The organism is Paenibacillus rhizosphaerae (genome assembly GCF_014192015.1).
Classification (GTDB): domain Bacteria; phylum Bacillota; class Bacilli; order Paenibacillales; family Paenibacillaceae; genus Paenibacillus_AQ; species Paenibacillus_AQ rhizosphaerae.
In genome coordinates this window covers 289,290-304,723 of record NZ_JACHXJ010000001.1, presented here as the reverse complement: position 1 = coordinate 304,723, position 15,434 = coordinate 289,290, and the positions used below count along the sequence as shown (strand labels likewise).

At 53.6% G+C, this 15,434-nt stretch carries 12 protein-coding genes; 2 read left to right on the top strand and 10 right to left on the bottom strand.

What is annotated here, in order from left to right; genetic code table 11:
• Window positions 1-199 precede the first annotated feature (199 nt).
• From FHS19_RS01195 to FHS19_RS01185, 3 genes are read right to left on the bottom strand one after another with little or no spacing between them, the layout of a single operon-like run.
• Window positions 200-1,414, bottom strand: coding sequence for a response regulator (locus tag FHS19_RS01195; RefSeq protein ID WP_183577497.1), 1,215 nt, complete (start codon window positions 1,412-1,414; stop codon window positions 200-202).
• On the bottom strand, window positions 1,414-3,354 hold the full coding sequence (locus tag FHS19_RS01190; protein ID WP_183577494.1) for a cache domain-containing sensor histidine kinase: 1,941 nt from the start codon (window positions 3,352-3,354) through the stop codon (window positions 1,414-1,416). Before FHS19_RS01190 ends, FHS19_RS01195 begins: the two co-directional genes overlap by 1 nt.
• The gene (locus FHS19_RS01185) at window positions 3,344-4,351 is read right to left on the bottom strand and encodes a substrate-binding domain-containing protein (RefSeq protein ID WP_183577491.1); all 1,008 of its coding nucleotides are present in this window, start codon (window positions 4,349-4,351) and stop codon (window positions 3,344-3,346) included. Before FHS19_RS01185 ends, FHS19_RS01190 begins: the two co-directional genes overlap by 11 nt.
• Window positions 4,352-4,603: 252 nt before the next feature.
• Between FHS19_RS01185 and FHS19_RS01180 the strand changes: the two genes are divergently transcribed.
• Both FHS19_RS01180 and FHS19_RS01175 read left to right on the top strand, forming a co-directional pair.
• Complete coding sequence (locus tag FHS19_RS01180) at window positions 4,604-5,077, top strand: hypothetical protein (RefSeq protein ID WP_183577489.1); 474 nt, start codon at window positions 4,604-4,606, stop codon at window positions 5,075-5,077.
• A gap of 227 nt (window positions 5,078-5,304) precedes the next feature.
• Window positions 5,305-5,694, top strand: a complete 390-nt coding sequence (locus FHS19_RS01175) for a hypothetical protein (protein WP_183577487.1) — start codon at window positions 5,305-5,307, stop codon at window positions 5,692-5,694.
• Window positions 5,695-5,911: 217 nt separating this feature from the next.
• On the opposite strand, the gene FHS19_RS01170 is transcribed toward FHS19_RS01175, so the two are convergent.
• The 7 genes from FHS19_RS01170 to FHS19_RS01140 all read right to left on the bottom strand — a co-directional run bounded on the left by FHS19_RS01170 (window position 5,912) and on the right by FHS19_RS01140 (window position 15,289).
• On the bottom strand, window positions 5,912-8,587 hold the full coding sequence (locus tag FHS19_RS01170; protein WP_183577484.1) for a discoidin domain-containing protein: 2,676 nt from the start codon (window positions 8,585-8,587) through the stop codon (window positions 5,912-5,914).
• A 357-nt stretch (window positions 8,588-8,944) separates the two neighbouring features.
• Entirely contained in the window at window positions 8,945-9,556 is a 612-nt protein-coding gene (locus tag FHS19_RS01165; protein WP_183577481.1) for a DL-endopeptidase inhibitor IseA family protein, read from the bottom strand.
• Window positions 9,557-9,629: 73 nt separating this feature from the next.
• Window positions 9,630-10,952, bottom strand: a complete 1,323-nt coding sequence (gene melA, locus FHS19_RS01160) for an alpha-galactosidase (protein WP_183577478.1) — start codon at window positions 10,950-10,952, stop codon at window positions 9,630-9,632.
• 59 nt (window positions 10,953-11,011) lie between these two features.
• The gene (locus tag FHS19_RS01155) at window positions 11,012-11,881 is read right to left on the bottom strand and encodes a carbohydrate ABC transporter permease (RefSeq protein WP_183577474.1); all 870 of its coding nucleotides are present in this window, start codon (window positions 11,879-11,881) and stop codon (window positions 11,012-11,014) included.
• Window positions 11,882-11,961: 80 nt separating this feature from the next.
• Complete coding sequence (locus FHS19_RS01150) at window positions 11,962-13,344, bottom strand: ABC transporter substrate-binding protein (RefSeq protein WP_183577471.1); 1,383 nt, start codon at window positions 13,342-13,344, stop codon at window positions 11,962-11,964.
• A 22-nt stretch (window positions 13,345-13,366) separates the two neighbouring features.
• Entirely contained in the window at window positions 13,367-14,251 is an 885-nt protein-coding gene (locus tag FHS19_RS01145) for a carbohydrate ABC transporter permease (RefSeq protein ID WP_183577468.1), read from the bottom strand.
• 249 nt (window positions 14,252-14,500) lie between these two features.
• Window positions 14,501-15,289, bottom strand: coding sequence for a helix-turn-helix domain-containing protein (locus tag FHS19_RS01140; protein WP_183577464.1), 789 nt, complete (start codon window positions 15,287-15,289; stop codon window positions 14,501-14,503).
• Window positions 15,290-15,434 lie beyond the last annotated feature (145 nt).

The following is a 15,434-nucleotide window of genomic DNA, read 5'->3' as shown; positions in this document are numbered from 1 at the left end:
ACTTCAAAGGATACACGCTGACCCGGGCTGGGGTCTTTTCACGGATCGAACCTTTTTTATAAATTTCAAACCTTTGTTGGGATCGTTGCGTCGGGTAATGTCAGGAGTGGGCGTGGGTATGGCTATTCGAGCCAATAAAAAAACGACCGAATATTTCGGTCGTTGGGTTTGCTATGATCCCGCCTGCTCCTCCCGGCCTCTACACTTCCTGATACGCGTCGCCGCGCCGGTACCGGTTGGGAGAGACGCCCATCACCTTCTTAAACGCCGTGCTGAAGTAATGCTGGCTGTCGTAGCCGACCTGCTCGGCGATCTCGTAGATGGTCAGGTTCGTTGCGTTCAGCAGTTGGATCGCTTTGCGGATCCTCGTCTGCGTCAGGAAGCCGACGAAGGAAGTCCCCAGCTCCTTCTTTAGCATCCGGCTCAAATAGACCGGCGACACCTGCAGGCTCTCCGCAAACGATTCCAGCGTAAGTTCGGGCCGGTCGTAATTGTCGTGGATAAGCTGCCGGGCCCGCCGCACCAGCGGGGACAGCTGCGCGTCCCGGAACACCGCCTCCCGGCAGGCATCGAATGCGGCTGCCATAGCACCAGGGCCTTCAGGCACCGCCTGAATCTGGCATTGGACGGTGATTTTCAAATATTGCTGCACCGCCGATTCGATATTTGCGGCCATTTCCAGCGGCACGGTCTCCCACAAGCAGATGCCGATCAATTCCGTATGTTCCCGGAACACCTGATACGGCTTATCCTGCAGCAGCTCCGAGACGATATTTTCGATCGCGAACAGATACAGCTGCCTTTCGCTCTCTTTCATCAGCGTCTGGCCAGCAGCCGTCTCCGGCCATCTGACGATCCCCAACACTACCGGGAAACCGGGAGGCAGGCCGAGAAACTCCAGCTCCTCGAGCGCGGTCCCGTCGTCCACCAACCCCTGAATCCACTCCTGGCAAAAGCGCTGCCGCAGGAGCGGGATGTTCCGCTCAATCTGCTCTGAGGCCTGCTTCAAATAGTGGCTCTGAACCTGCTGCTCATCGAGCTCCTGCTTGACGCTTTGCAGTACCTCTTGCAAATGACCGCTGTTAACCGGCTTCAAAATATAATCCTTGACGCCAAGGCGAATGGCTTCCTGCGCGTAAGCAAATTCGTCATGCCCGGTAATGATGACAAAGCGGCACGCCGGGCGTTCGGACTTCAGCCGCTTCATCAGCGTCAGGCCGTCCATGATCGGCATGTTCATGTCGACCAGAACGATGTCGACCGCTTCGCGCAGGGCGAACTCCAGCGCTTCCTCCCCGTCTTCCGCTTCGCCGGCGACCTCCATGCCAAGCGCCTCCCAATCCACCGAATCCATGATGCCTTCCCGGATAATCGGTTCATCGTCCGCAATCAGTACCTGATATCGCTTCTTCATTAACGATCTCTCCCATCTTGTACGGGCTGCGCCGGAACCGTATGCAGCAGCGGATGCTCGATCATCACGCTCGTGCCCGCACCTTCCGTACTCTCGATGCTAATTCCGTATTCTTCCCCAAATGTAAGCGCAAGCCGCGCCTGCACATTCAGCATCCCGTAGCTGCGGCTGCCCGGTCCTCCTTCTTCGGGAGGGTGATCCATGGCGGCCAAAGGATCCCGAAGCTGGCGGCGCAGCGCCTCGAGCCGCTCCTGGGACATCCCTGCCCCGTTGTCCTTAACAATGAAACGAAGAAGGCCGCCTTCAACCTCAGCGGATACCCTTATGATACCCGGCCCCCTGCGTGCCTTAATGCCATGATAGATGGCGTTTTCAACGATAGGCTGAAGCACAAGCTTCAGCACATACAGCCCTTCCGCTTCTTTAGGCAGCTCCAGCTCGTAGGTGAGCCGGTCGCGGTAACGCGTCTTCTGGATCTGCAAGTAGCTGGAGATATGCGTCCATTCGTCGGTCATCGGAATGATGTCATCCCCTTTGCTGAGACCGATCCGGAACAGCCTGGACAGCGACTCCACCATGTCGGACACATCGTCGGCCCCTTTTTTCTTAGCCATCCAATGGATCGTATCCAGCGTATTGTATAAAAAATGCGGCTTGATATGCGCCTGCAGGCTGCGCAGCTCCGCCTCGCGCTTCTGCCGTTCCCGGAGCTCGCTCAGCTTCAGCAGCTTGCGGATCTCGGCCAGCATCCGGTTAAAGCTGCGGCCCAGCATACCAACCTCGTCCTGCCTTCCGCCCCAATAGCGAATCGTCAAATCCCCGGATTCAGCCTTCTGCATAAATGCCATCAGCTGGCGGATCGGCCGGGACACGGACTGCGACAGCGTATACGAGGCCGTTAGGCCGAACATGCAGACGACAAACAGGAAGCAGATCACGTAGAAGCGGATCTCCCGCACTTCGCGGACCGCTTCGCCGCTGTCGAACACGCCGATGGTCCGCCAGCCTGTAAAAGACGAGGTACCATAAATAAACTGCAGCCGCCTGCCGTCGACCTCATGCCTGAACATGCCGCTGTCTTTCCGGGGAATCCAGGATGAAGGAATGTCCCGAACCAGCGTTTCATCCGGCGTGTAAATGGCCGAGCCGCCGGCATCGGTCACCATTAAATAGCCGTTTTTACCGAGCGTGACGTTCCGGACCGTGCTGGCCACCGCCCGCAGCTTCAGGTCGATCAGCACGGCACCCGTTACTTTGCGCGTATCCGGATCGACAAAGGACCGGACGACCGTGATCAGCTCATCGTTCGCATAATGCACATGCGTGGTGACGTTTCGCTCCGATGGATGCCCCAGCACCGTAAAAATCCCTTCGTGACTCGCAGCCTCTTCATACCACGAATCCCGGATCAAATTGGCCGGTGTCCGGGCATACATTTCGTTGCTGATGTAATCGCCGTTTTGGTTCACGACCAGGATGGCGGCGATTTCAGGATACAGCGTTGTAAAGCCCTGCAAATACTTCTTCAAGGCGTACACTTCTCCGATTTGGTCATTGATCTGCGGCCGCTGCGCTTGTCCGGAGCCTCCTTCGGCGGCACCAGCTCCTCCGGTGGCACCCGCCCCTTCAGCGGCAATCTGCCCGTTCAGGAACCTGTTGATGGCCGGGTCGAAGCCGATCAAATAAGTAATGTTCTGCAAGTTTTCCATATCGTTATCAAGCGTCTGATTGACTTTGCCGATAAGCTGCACCGTGTTCGCCGTGACCTGCCCATCCACGATCCGATTGACCGTCCAGTTGACCAATGCGCCGAGCGCAATTGACGGAAGAATGCCTACCATCAGAAAAAGGATGACCAGCTTGTACCGCAGCGGTAGATCGCCGAACCGGGTCCACTTCAGCAGACGCTGCCGCCAGTTATGATGAAGTTTATTTCGCATAATAATCCTTCACATTCTCGCGGGTAACGATCGTAATGCCGGTATCCACCCGCGGCGGCAGCGGGGATACATCGTTGCCCAGCGTCGGTGCGGGGACGGTCAGCCCATGATGAAGATGGAATAAATACTGCAGCGACCAGTAGCCCATATTCCATGTCCCCTGCGCGATTGTCGCTGAAATCGTGCCGTCGGATATCCGGTCCAGCGTCTCTTTATTCGTATCAAACCCGATGATCTTCACTTTCCCGGTCCGGTTCGCAGCGATCACCGCGTCCGCCGCTCCCGTGCCGCCGCTGGCTTCGGTGACGAAAATGCCTTTAAGGTCCGGATGCTTGCCCAGCATGTCCGCGGCCGCGGCTTTGGCGATCATGGCGTCGCCTTTTCCTTCCTTCACCTCAACCACCGACATCGCCGGATACCGGCTCGCGATCGTTTCCTTGAAACCAGACGTGCGGTCGCTGTGGTTTTGCTGGCCGGACTGCGTGATGACGCCGACTTCGCCCTGCCGGCCGACGATTTGCGCCATCTTATCGGCGGCCGCCACGCCCGCATCGTAGTTATTGGTTGCGAGAAAAGAATACGCCTTGCTGTCCGGGGCATCCGAGTCGAACAGGACGACGGGAATACCCGCGTCCACCGCTTTGTCGATCGTCGCGGTCAGAGCGTCGGAATCGATGGCCGACAGCGCGATGCCGGCAGGCTTCTTCGCAATAACCTGCTCTAGCACGGTGATCTGCTCCTGCACGTCGTACTGGGTGGCTCCATGGTACTCGACGGACACGCCGAGGGCATCGCCGCCATCTTCGAATCCTTTCAAAATATTTTTCCAATATTCCATTCCGGATTGGAAGGTCACCATCACATAGTTCTCCCCGATGCTGCCGTGCAGCCCGCCGTCCGGCCATGCAGAAGAACGCTTGTCATCCATCCGGTACATAAATACATAGACGCCAAACGCAATGATTAATACCAGGTAAACCATCATCATCTTCTTCATCCGCGCTTCCCCCGTGACACATTCTGCTGAACTCTATGGAATCGGTTACATTATAGCACAAGGCAAGCTTTTGGGAAGCGCAAGAACTTGCCAAAAGCCGGCTTGCTCTCATGCATCCATTCACGGCGTTTTTGGAATTTAATAGATTCGCCTTTTTCTTTTCGGACCGCGGTAGAAACCCAAGCCCGTCCAATCTGATCTCTGAAATCAAGCATATCCTTTACTATCTCTTCGGAAAAGGAGGTTCAACGGATGCCAAATTTTTTAGTAGATACGCAGGTATCACAGAATGCTAGTACGGCCGGAGGCATCTCCATTCCGTTAGGTCCTGTTATTAATCTTCTCAATCCACCTGCTTCGGCACTGTTTGGTACGCTCGGACTGAATACTTCGACAGCCGGAACGGATCTTCGGGTCGTGTTCAATTACACATTTACGCTGAGCGCATTGATTTCGGTTCTGACTCCGGTAACGATTACGGTGAACCGCATCATAAACGGTGTACCAACAACAGTTTATTCCGTGACTCAAACCCTGCCTCTTGTGGCAGGCGCATTGACAACGACCGTTTTGTCCGGGGACGGAATTGATTACCATCCGCCGAATCCGGGATTCATTGTCTACCAAGGAATCGTCAGCGTACCCGCAACCGTCCTCGTCGTCCCGACGCGTACCGGTCCGGAAAGCTTCAACGCTGCGGCCTACTCGAATCCGCCGGCGGTATAACAGGAAATACCTCAACGGAAAGCTTTTTAGCTTTCCGTTGGTTTTTATTCCGTTAATTGAAACCTGATCCGCAATGAATCCGTATAACTTTAGGTACGGTTATAGAATCTTTAAGGTTTTCCTCAGGTTTGCTGTCTATAATGACCTTAGGCTGAAGATCTCACCACCCACATACCCGTTCTCACAGATGACCCGTAACAAAATACATGAAAAGAGGATTTTTAACCATGAATATAAAGCGAGTGATGATTGTCGGAACGATGGTCGTGATCATGTCCTTTGGAAGCACCGCGTTAAGCGCCTCCATCACAAGCGCAAGCCCGGCCGCCAAATGGGCAGCCGCCGGCGTAAAGGATAAAGACGAACTGCTGGAAGCTCTCCATCAGGACTCCGACGAGGAACTGTATGAGGCACTGTATGAAGGCAAGTCCCTGCATGACATCGCCGCTGACCAGGGAGCCGACATCCAGAGAATCATCGATCTGCAAGTATCGCAGCTGACCCAACAGCTGGATGAGCGCCTGCGCAAAGGAAGCATCAGCACAGTTCAATATGCAGCGTATAAGGCTGAACTAAGGGAACTCGTCGAACAGAGTGTCCATACTTCATTCGGGTAACTGAGAGGTACATACGTCCATCCAAGTTTGCTCGCTCATGAAGGCGTTCCGTACGGATCATACAAGGTATGGAGAGCCGCATGATGTCCCTGAGACAACGGATATCGAATGCTCGAACAAAGTTCACGAAAAAAATGAATAGGAAAGTTGAAAACCAGCCTGAACGGGTAGTCCAGGCTGGTTTTTTTCTCACCGAGTATACATTTCGCTCTTTCCTTCAGTCGGCTTTGGAAGATGCATGTACCCAAAATTCCGTGATACTGTTCCAGCTATTCAGCTCATTTCCTTGTCCGACATAACGGACATACTTGGCCCGAACCGGCGGAAATGCAAACGTTTCGTATCCGGCCTGCTTCTGGCTGGATATGCCGCTGAGTACTTTCTCATAATGGATGCCGTCCCCCGAAACTTCCAGATCGAAGTCATTGGACCGGGTGTGGCCGTTGTAAAACCAAATGCTGACCTGATCGATTTCCGTTTCTTCGGCCAGCTCCAGCTGCAGGTATTGACCCTTGCCGTCCGCCGACCATCTCGAATCCGGGTCCCGGTCGATGGTGTTGACCGGAACATTTCCGTCATCGGCGCTGGCCGTAACCTTTACAATATCGGCCAGCGGTCCGGGCGGCTCCTGCATGGCTTCCTTAACCTCAAAGGTCTCCTTCGCCTCTACGGTCACCCCTTCGAAAACGCAGCTTGCGATAATATCCACCGTCCCGGGCTTCAACGCATGGAAGGTGTTTCCTTCCACCGTTCCAATGGTGTCATCGCTCACCCGGTAGCTGACGGGAACATTCAAGTCTTTCACATTGACCATGTCCCCATTGTCCAGTGTCAGGTACGAGGCAAGTTGGCCGCTTCTACCGGCACTGATCGCATTACCGGTCACCCTCCAGCCAGGAACGCTTTTGTCCGGCGTGACCGTAATATTCTCGGGGAGGACTGGGGTGTCTGCGACATGAAAACGAACCCGAATGTTCTGCACGTCACCACGGTAGAACACCTTGATCTCCCCTGTGCCGTTTACATCCTTGGGCTGGGACACGGATACTTTCGCACCGTTCTCCAGCGGTTCCGCCGCGATCACCGGAGGTTTCGTCGTCCCATAAGGCAGCGTATAGTCGTATTCCGTTCTTAAGAACTGCATGCCGGCTATCGGCTGCCCTTCGATCAGAAGCGACTTGAGTCCGGCACCCAGACGCTGCAGCCGGCGCTTGCTCTGGTCGGCAAATAAGCTCTGAGGCGACAGCCGCTTTCCTTCGCCAATCCCTTCGGCCATGTCGAAAGGCTGCGTGTTCGCATCGGGAATCGAGCCGGTGATATGTACATTGACCCCGTCGTCGTTCCCCTGGGTACCAATCACGTATCCGTTCCCGAATTGTTCCGACTCCACGATCACGCCGGGCTTGCTGGGATGCGACGCTTCCCCGGTCGTGTTCCAGAACACGCTTTCGGTGGTCACGACACCGTGACGGTTGGTAGGCGACGAACCGTAATCCCGGGTAATGGCGGAAATGGTATCCCCATTGACCACGAGATTGTCAATCAGGTTGGCCATGCTTAAATACATATGGAAATCCGTGAGCAGCGACGGATTCTCCGAGTAATCCCGGTAAAGCACGTTTCCATTGGAAGAAAAATTGGCGAAGGTATAGCTGTGCCTTGCTCCCACAGCCTTGCTGTCTGTGATCAGATTGTCGTTTCCGATCAGTTGGTACAAATATCCGTTGCCGTTCGCTCCCCTGTACTGCGGGTACTGCATGGTGACATTCTCAACGGTAACATTTTTGGTCCGGTCGAGGATAATGCCTTTGGATAAAATATGGTAGTCCTGATTCCCCGGCGGTTTATACGTGCTAATGTTGCGGATCCAGCTGTTGGCGACAGCCACCATATTGACGGCCTTGGCGTTATCGCTTTCATAACCGGCCGTGCCGACCACTTTAAAATCGTCTTCGCCCAGCCCGGATTTGGGGTTTTGCACGTTGGCAATAGAGAAGTCTTCCAGCCCGATCTCTTCTATCGGACGTTCGGTCTTGGCAATCGCGATATGGTCCCTCAGCTTCATGGGATATCGGGTAGGAATATCCAGCGTTAATGTATGGTGAACCGGATCCACCCCAACGATCTGCCGGTAGAACAGCGGCTCCACCTTGCCCAGACGGGACGACCATTTATTTTGCATGCCCAGCTCTTTCAGAAATCCCTCCGTCGTCTCGAACGAAATGACTACATAGTCGCCAACGGCAAACCTGCTTGCATCCGCTACCGGAAGCAGCACGGTCGGTTCGGATACCGACTTCGTCAAGGTAGTGGAGACATCGGTCTTTTTCCAATCTCCGCCGCCGACCCGGATAATATCCTTGTTTTTCATGTTTTCCTGGGCGTTATAAATTCGGGTCTTGTCCATCCCGTCGCCTTTCAGCACGATGTGGCCCGCGCGGATGTTCAAAGCATAATCCTTGCCTGCCTCCGGTGCCACCCGATAGGTTCCCTTCGGGAGATAGACGACGCCCCCTCCCCTCGAAGCCGCATCATCGATGGCGTGCTGAATGGCCGCCGTCGCATCCGTGTTTCCGGTGGGGTCGGCGTGATATGGCGCCTGCGTGACATCTATACCTTTGTTTTTCTTCACGGAAGGAATATCCTCCATGCCGCGGTGATAACCCGCATAGGAATAATCGTGTACGTATCTCCCCTGCTCGTCCTGGTAACCCGGATACCAATCCTTCGGGTACAGGCGGCTTCGTCCATCCGGACCCAGCGGCAGATATTCATCCGCGGGATTCAGCGTTTGGGGCTCCTTGGCGGCGGCCCTGGCGGTGTCCGTTCCCGGCGCGGCGCCTCCTAACATCATCGTAACGGCCAATAGGATCACGGGCAGCTTCTTGCGCATCGCTTCAACATCCTCCTTTGATGAACTTTTATTTTGACAGCGGTTACAAGATTCGGTCCAACCTCCTTCCAGTCCAAGGTATTTAAGCAAGATGCGCTGCATCTTTCTCTTTGATTGTAAAGACGACGGACCCGGTTTGAATATGAACAAAAACGCCAATCGGATTTATAAAAATGCCATTTCCAACCGGTTCGGCATGGAGTCGCGGCCCATCGATCCGCCTCCTGCGCCATCTCCTTGAAATCGAATCGCAAATATAAAAGCTGCGTAAAAATACGCAGCTTCTTCACATATGCTTATTCGGTTTTCAAGCGCTGCTGCCCGGCGATCCGAGAAGCTGCTGAAGCCGGAACACTTCTAGAATATCGCATGCGGAGCGGTGCCCACTCTCCAAAATTGTCCGACTTTCTCAAACTTGACCGTCACGTAGGCCGGACCTTGAAGATGCTCCGGATAAGGAACGCTCAGCTTATACACGCGCTGCGTATCGGTCATGCTGAGCAGTTTGGCCGTCGCCTTGTCGAACTCCAGAATATTGCCGCCATCAGCGTTCTGCTGAGCCAGTCGTCCGTCATGAGAAATGAAATATTTATCCACAAAATAGGCCGCTGCCTTTTCCGTATACACGGATTTCAAGTAATCCATCAGCTTCTCCCGGGTTCCGATATCATCGGACAAGTACCGGTACTGCCGGCCATTGATCTCAAATGTGTCCCCTAATCCCTTGCCGCCGCCCAGGGCATAAAAATACCGTTTCTCGGCTTCTATGATTAATGGCGTGACGCTGGTATGATTCAGCTTGCTGATCTTGGTCGCGTCGGTCACGACGACCTTCTCCACCGCTTGTGCCGGCACCTGCACCGGCGCAGCAGCGCTCCCTGCAGGGGCCGCACCGGCTGCAGCAGCCAGCAGGCTTGCTCCCATCAAACCGGCTGCTAATGTAAATCCAATTCTCCGATTAAGTTTCATTGTGTATTATCGCCTCCACCTTGTTAAACGAAACCAAGATGGAAAAAGTTTCATCGGGAGTTCCGCTGATGAGCTATGATTTGAAATGTTTAAACTGCGGCAAATATTCGCGATTGGCTTCAAACATCTCATCAACCATCGATTTGATCTCATCCAGGCTGAGGACCGCGGAAGTCAGCGGATCGAAGCATACCGCGTGGAACACTTTTCGCGGATCGCCTGAAAGCGCGCCTTCTACGGCCATCTCTTCGCAGCGGGCGCTTATGTTGGTCAAGACCGCCAGCTGATCCGGCAGGGCTCCCACATGGATCGGCTCCAGCCCGCGCTTCGACGCCAATACCGGCACCTCAACGCAACAGCCGTCCGGTAAATTGTCGATCAAGCCGTGGTTACGGACGTTGCCGTTGAATTTAAACAGCGTGCCGTCCCCGATCGTGGCGTTAAAGATATAAGCGGCGTACTCTTCGCCCCGGTTTAAATCGATGGGCTCATCCATCCAGCGCTGCATCTGTTCCTTCCAGCTGCCCTGCCTCTGCTCGTAGCCTTTGATAATATACGCGTATTCCCCGGGATTCCAGCCCGTGCCGTGCGTGCAGTACTTTTCAATCAAATCCGGCCGCTTTCTGAACCAGGCATTGTATTCAGAGTTATGGCCGCTGGATTCCGTGACGTAATAGTCCAGGTGAAGGAACATTTCGTTTCTGACCTGCTCCTCGTTGTATACGTCCGGCTGGTTCATCGCCTCCCGAATGAGCGGATACGCGTCCTGGCCGTTCCAGCGAAAATCCAGATAAAATGCCTGATGATTGATGCCTGCGCAGAGATACGTGATCTCCTCTTTAGGTGCACCGATCCACCTGGCCAGCATCGATGCCGTACCCTGAACGCTGTGGCACAGACCTGTCACGATTACGTTCGTTTCGCTCTGCATCGCCCTGCACAGCATCGCCATCGGATTCGTATAATTCAGAAATACCGCCTGCGGACAGCACCGCTCGATATCGCGGCAAATGTCCAGCATCACCGGAATCGTCCGGAGCGCCCTGAATATGCCCGATGGCCCGCGCGTATCCCCGACATTAATGTCCACGCCGTACTGTTTGGGGATTTCGATGTCTTTCCGCCATACGTCCAGGCTTCCCGCCAAGATGGTGCAGACGACTCCGTCCGCCCCATCGAGCGCCTTGGCTCTGTCGGTATGCGCCTCGACTTTAGCGGAATAGTGTCCGGCCGAAATGATTTTCTCTACCGTCTTCTTCGCAAATCCAAGGCGCTCCTCGTCAATGTCAACCAAAGCGATGATGCTGTCCGTGAGTGCAGGAAATGTAAGCAGGTCTCGAACCAGGTTTTTCGTGAACACGAGACTTCCTGCCCCGATAAATACGATCTTCTTCACTACCGAATTCCTCCCTTTGATCAAGCTGCACACGGCTAGCCGCCAGGCCAGTCAACCTGTCAGCCTTTGATACCTGTCGTCGAAATCCCCTGGATAAAGGTCTTTTGGGCAAAAAAGAACAAAATGATAATGGGCAGCGTCGCCACGGTGGAAGCCGCCATCAGCATCCCCCAGCGCGTGCCGTACTGACCGATAAACTGCTGTAAACCAAGCGATACGGTGTACATTTTCTCATCGCTCAAATAAATTAACGGTCCCATGAAGTCGTTCCAGTTGTTCATGAACGTAAATAACGCTACTGTGGCAAACGCCGGACGCGCGAGCGGGAGAATGATCTGCCAGAAGGTCCGGAATTCCGAACAGCCGTCAATTTTGGCCGCCTCGGACAATTCCTGCGGAATCGTCAGAAAAAACTGCCTCAGCAGAAAAATAAAAAACGCACCGCCTAAAAATGCCGGGATAATGAGCGGTTTATAGCTTCCCACCCAGCCGATCTTTTTGAAAATGACGAAAATCGGAATCATCGTGACCTGCGAGGGCAGCATCATCGTGCTGAGCATGATCATGAACAGTACGTTCCGTCCCGGCCATTGGATTTTGGCAAACCCGTAGGCCACCAGAGCGGAGGATACGCATGTGCCGACCATCGCCCATATGCAAATGGTTAACGTATTGATGACGTAAGTTCCGAACGGGACAAACGTCAGCGCCTCCGGAAAATTCGACCATAGAAACTGATCCGGGATCCATTCAGGCGGCCATTTGAAAATTTGCGCTTCCGGTTTGAGCGCGGTGGACAGCATCCATACAAAAGGGAAAAGGAAGGTGATGCCCAGTACGATCAAGCAAACATGGGCGATCAGCTGTTTATACACGCCTTTCTTTGTTCTGCTTAATTTCGTGGTAGGCTGTGCGTTGATATCAAGCATTTTGGGCCTCTCCTTTCACGGTTGTGGCGCAAGGAGGAAGGGATATCCGAAATGGATCCCTTTCCCCCTGCCCTTATCCGTTATTTGCCGCCAGCCTTGGCGATCTCTTCCTCGACTTCTTTCTGCAAGGTTTCCAGCGCCTGCTTGGGATCTTTGTTACCCGTCATGACGGATTCTTCGGCTTTTGCCGCCCGGTCCCAATAATACTGCTGCACCGGAATAACCGGTGTGATCTTCGCGTTGGGGCTACCAAGCAGATCGACAAACGTTTTTCTGGCCGGAATTTCATTCATAAAGTCCTGGTAAGCCTGTTTCTCCGTAATTTTTGGCGATGGCGGAATCCATCCGCCCTTGGTCAGCATTTTCGCCGCCCAGTCTTCGTTATGGTAGCCGGTCAGCCACAGGATGAATTCCCACGCTTCTTTCGGGTGCTTGGCTTTTTCCGGAATGATGTTAAAGTTTCCATTGACCCAGGTCCCGTCCGGCTTTCCGGTTCCTTCCGGGTAAGGCAGTGTCATCACGCCGTACTGAAGGTCCGGAGCATAATTCTTCAGATCCTCCAGCCTCCACATGCCGTCCATCGCGAAGACCTGCTTGCCGCTGAGGAAAGACCACGCCGAGTTTACGTTGGACGACATGCTTTTGTTAAAAGCGGCGACTTTAGTCGGATCATACTTTTTCGCATATGACTGAAACCATTCCAATGTGGCCAGGTTGTTCGGATCGGTTGCCGTCGGCTTGCCGTCCTCATCCGCCCATTTCCCGCCGAAAGCGGTGCTCCACTGGGTAAGCCCGCTCGGCATATAGCCGACCCGCTGGATGAATCCGCGCTTATCCAGTTTCCACAATTTATCCTGCATCGCATCCAGCTCCTGGATCGTGGCTGGCGGTTTTTCCGGATCGAACCCTTCCTCTTTCAAAATATCCTTGTTGTAATACATCGCCAGCGTATTCATCGAGAATGGAATCGCATACATGCTTCCCTTGTAGGTGCCGATCTCCTTGACCGTGGGATACATCCATTCGCCCAAATCCGGCGCGTCGGCCTGAATGTACGGATCAAGATTAGCGATGGCTCCCTTTTCCGCCCAGGAGGGAATGATCTGATTCCATTGGGTCATCACGTCAGGCGGATCCCCGCCGGCCTGGGCCGTCAAAAATTTGGCGTTGGCATCGCCCGTAATGGAGAGTGCGGTCACATGAATTCCGGGATGCGTCTGATTAAACTCATCAACCAGGCTGTCGATCAGCTTCTTCCAGTCACTCGTCCACATATGCCAATATGTAACTTCTACGGCTTTTCCGTCGCCTTTCTTCCCGGAATCGGAAGACGGGGCGGAAGTATCTTCCTTCGTGCCGTCCTGCCCGGCGGCCGGAGAACCCGGTGAGGAACAAGCTATTAAGCCGGCAAGCATCAGCAGAATCAGTACCATTGATAAGAACGGTTTGAGCGTTGACTTCATTCCATGCACCTCCGATATCGTTTTACCTTTCCCCGCCATAGAAAACCCAGCGCGCCGAGCTCTTAAATACAAGCAGCGTGACGGCCATAATCAGCAAGAACAATATCCATGCCATAGCCGAGGCATACCCCATATGGAAGTAAGAAAAGGCGTTCTTGTACAGATACAGCGAATAGAACAGTGTAGAATCGTTGGGTCCGCCGGATGTAATAATGTAAGCCTGTGTGAAATACTGAAAGGAACCGATCAGGCCCATGATTAAGTTGAAGAAAATGACCGGACTCAGCATCGGGAGCGTAATATAGACGATTTTTTGCCACCATACCGCCCCGTCGATCTGCGCCGACTCGTACATTTCCTGCGGAATATCCTGGAGTCCTGCGAGGTAGATGATCATCGCGCCGCCGACTCCCCACAGCCCCATCACGATCAGGGCCGGTTTGGACCAGGCCGGGTCGACCAGCCACCCCGGACCCTCTATGCCGATGGCATCCAGCAGGCCGTTGATCAGTCCGAACTGCGGGTCGAACAGCCACAGCCACAGCACGGATGATGCGACAACCGGAACGATGCTGGGCAGGTAAAAAATCGTCCGGTACAAAGCCATTCCCCTGACCTTCATGTTCAGCAGCAGCGCCAGAGCTACGCCAAACACGATGCCGAGCGGAACCGAAAATAAGGTATAGTACATCGTGTTGGTAATCGATTTCCAGAATAACGGGTCTTTGAATAACTGCACAAAATTATCCACCCCTACCCATACGGGCGAGCTGACCACATCGTAAGTCGTAAAGCTGTAGTACAGGGATAAGAGAAACGGCAGCAGCGAAAAGGCGGCAAACCCTGCCAGCCAGGGTGAAACGAACAGCAGACCGTTTCGAAGATTCACTTTTGCGATTTTGCTCATGGGTCCCCTAGACGAACGGACCTGAACAGACGGTCGAACCTCTGCACTTGAACGGGACAAGCAGACACCTCCTAGCCGATTTTTGCGGATTTAGCGGATTCCCCCTCCTTTGACAGTGTTTTCTTTTTGACAGCGTTTTCTTAAACGTGCAAGCCTATTTTATAAATTGGCGCCTTCGCTGTATTTATAAAAAACTTCACAAGTTTTACGATTATCGATGAACATTCCTCAAAGACAGACCGCGTTCTTTTACCCGCCCCTCCTTCGCTGCTCTTTCCTCCAGGCCGTGGGAGACAACCCCATCTGCTTATGAAACCAGGCGGAGAACGCATGAATATTGGGGAATCCGACCTCACTCGCGATTTGCTGAACCGTCTTGTCGGAAGAGGTAAGCAGCATTTTAGCTTCGGACATCCGGTACTGCTGTAAATACTGCTTGGGCGAGAGACCGTAAGTCTTTTTGAAACAGGCGCGCAGCCCGCTCTCCGACATGCGGATCATCCGCGCCAAATCGGTCACCTTCATTTCTTTGTCCAGGTTGGTGCGGATGTACTCGGCAACGGCGTCCAGCGTGATTCTGGAATCCTGCTGTTCGATGCGCTCCAATAAGAACAACAGAAATAATTCGACCCATGTTTTTAAAAACCGGTTAAACAGCTGGTTCGGGCGCACGGACGTGATGTGAAGCCACACGCTGAACAATTTCTCAAAACGCTCCAATGCATAATGGGCCAGGGGAAACAGGTGCAGCGTTTCTTCATTCGTCATTTGAAAAAATAACCTTTCAAGCTCATGCGACAAATGGTCAACCTGCAGGACGGCGAAGCGGATCGGTGTGACGGAGCTGTAGTCGTGAGGTACGCCGGGGGTGATCAGGATAACGTCCCCCTCCTGAATCGAAAAGACCTGGTCTTCTGCATAAAATACACCTCGTCCGAAAGTGACTACGCAGATTTCGAAATGGGGATGCACATGCATGCCCATTTTCCATCCGGAAGGGTAAGTTACGAGATCGGTGTACAGTGAAGATCTATCCAATACGAATATCCCACCTTCCATCATTTGAAATTTTGGTTCGAAGTTCATTAACATTATACTGAGGCCGGAATGTCGGAAAACCGCAAAAAAACTCCCCGCGGGCAGACCCTGTACGGGTCGCCTCATCGAGGAGTCTGATCATTTC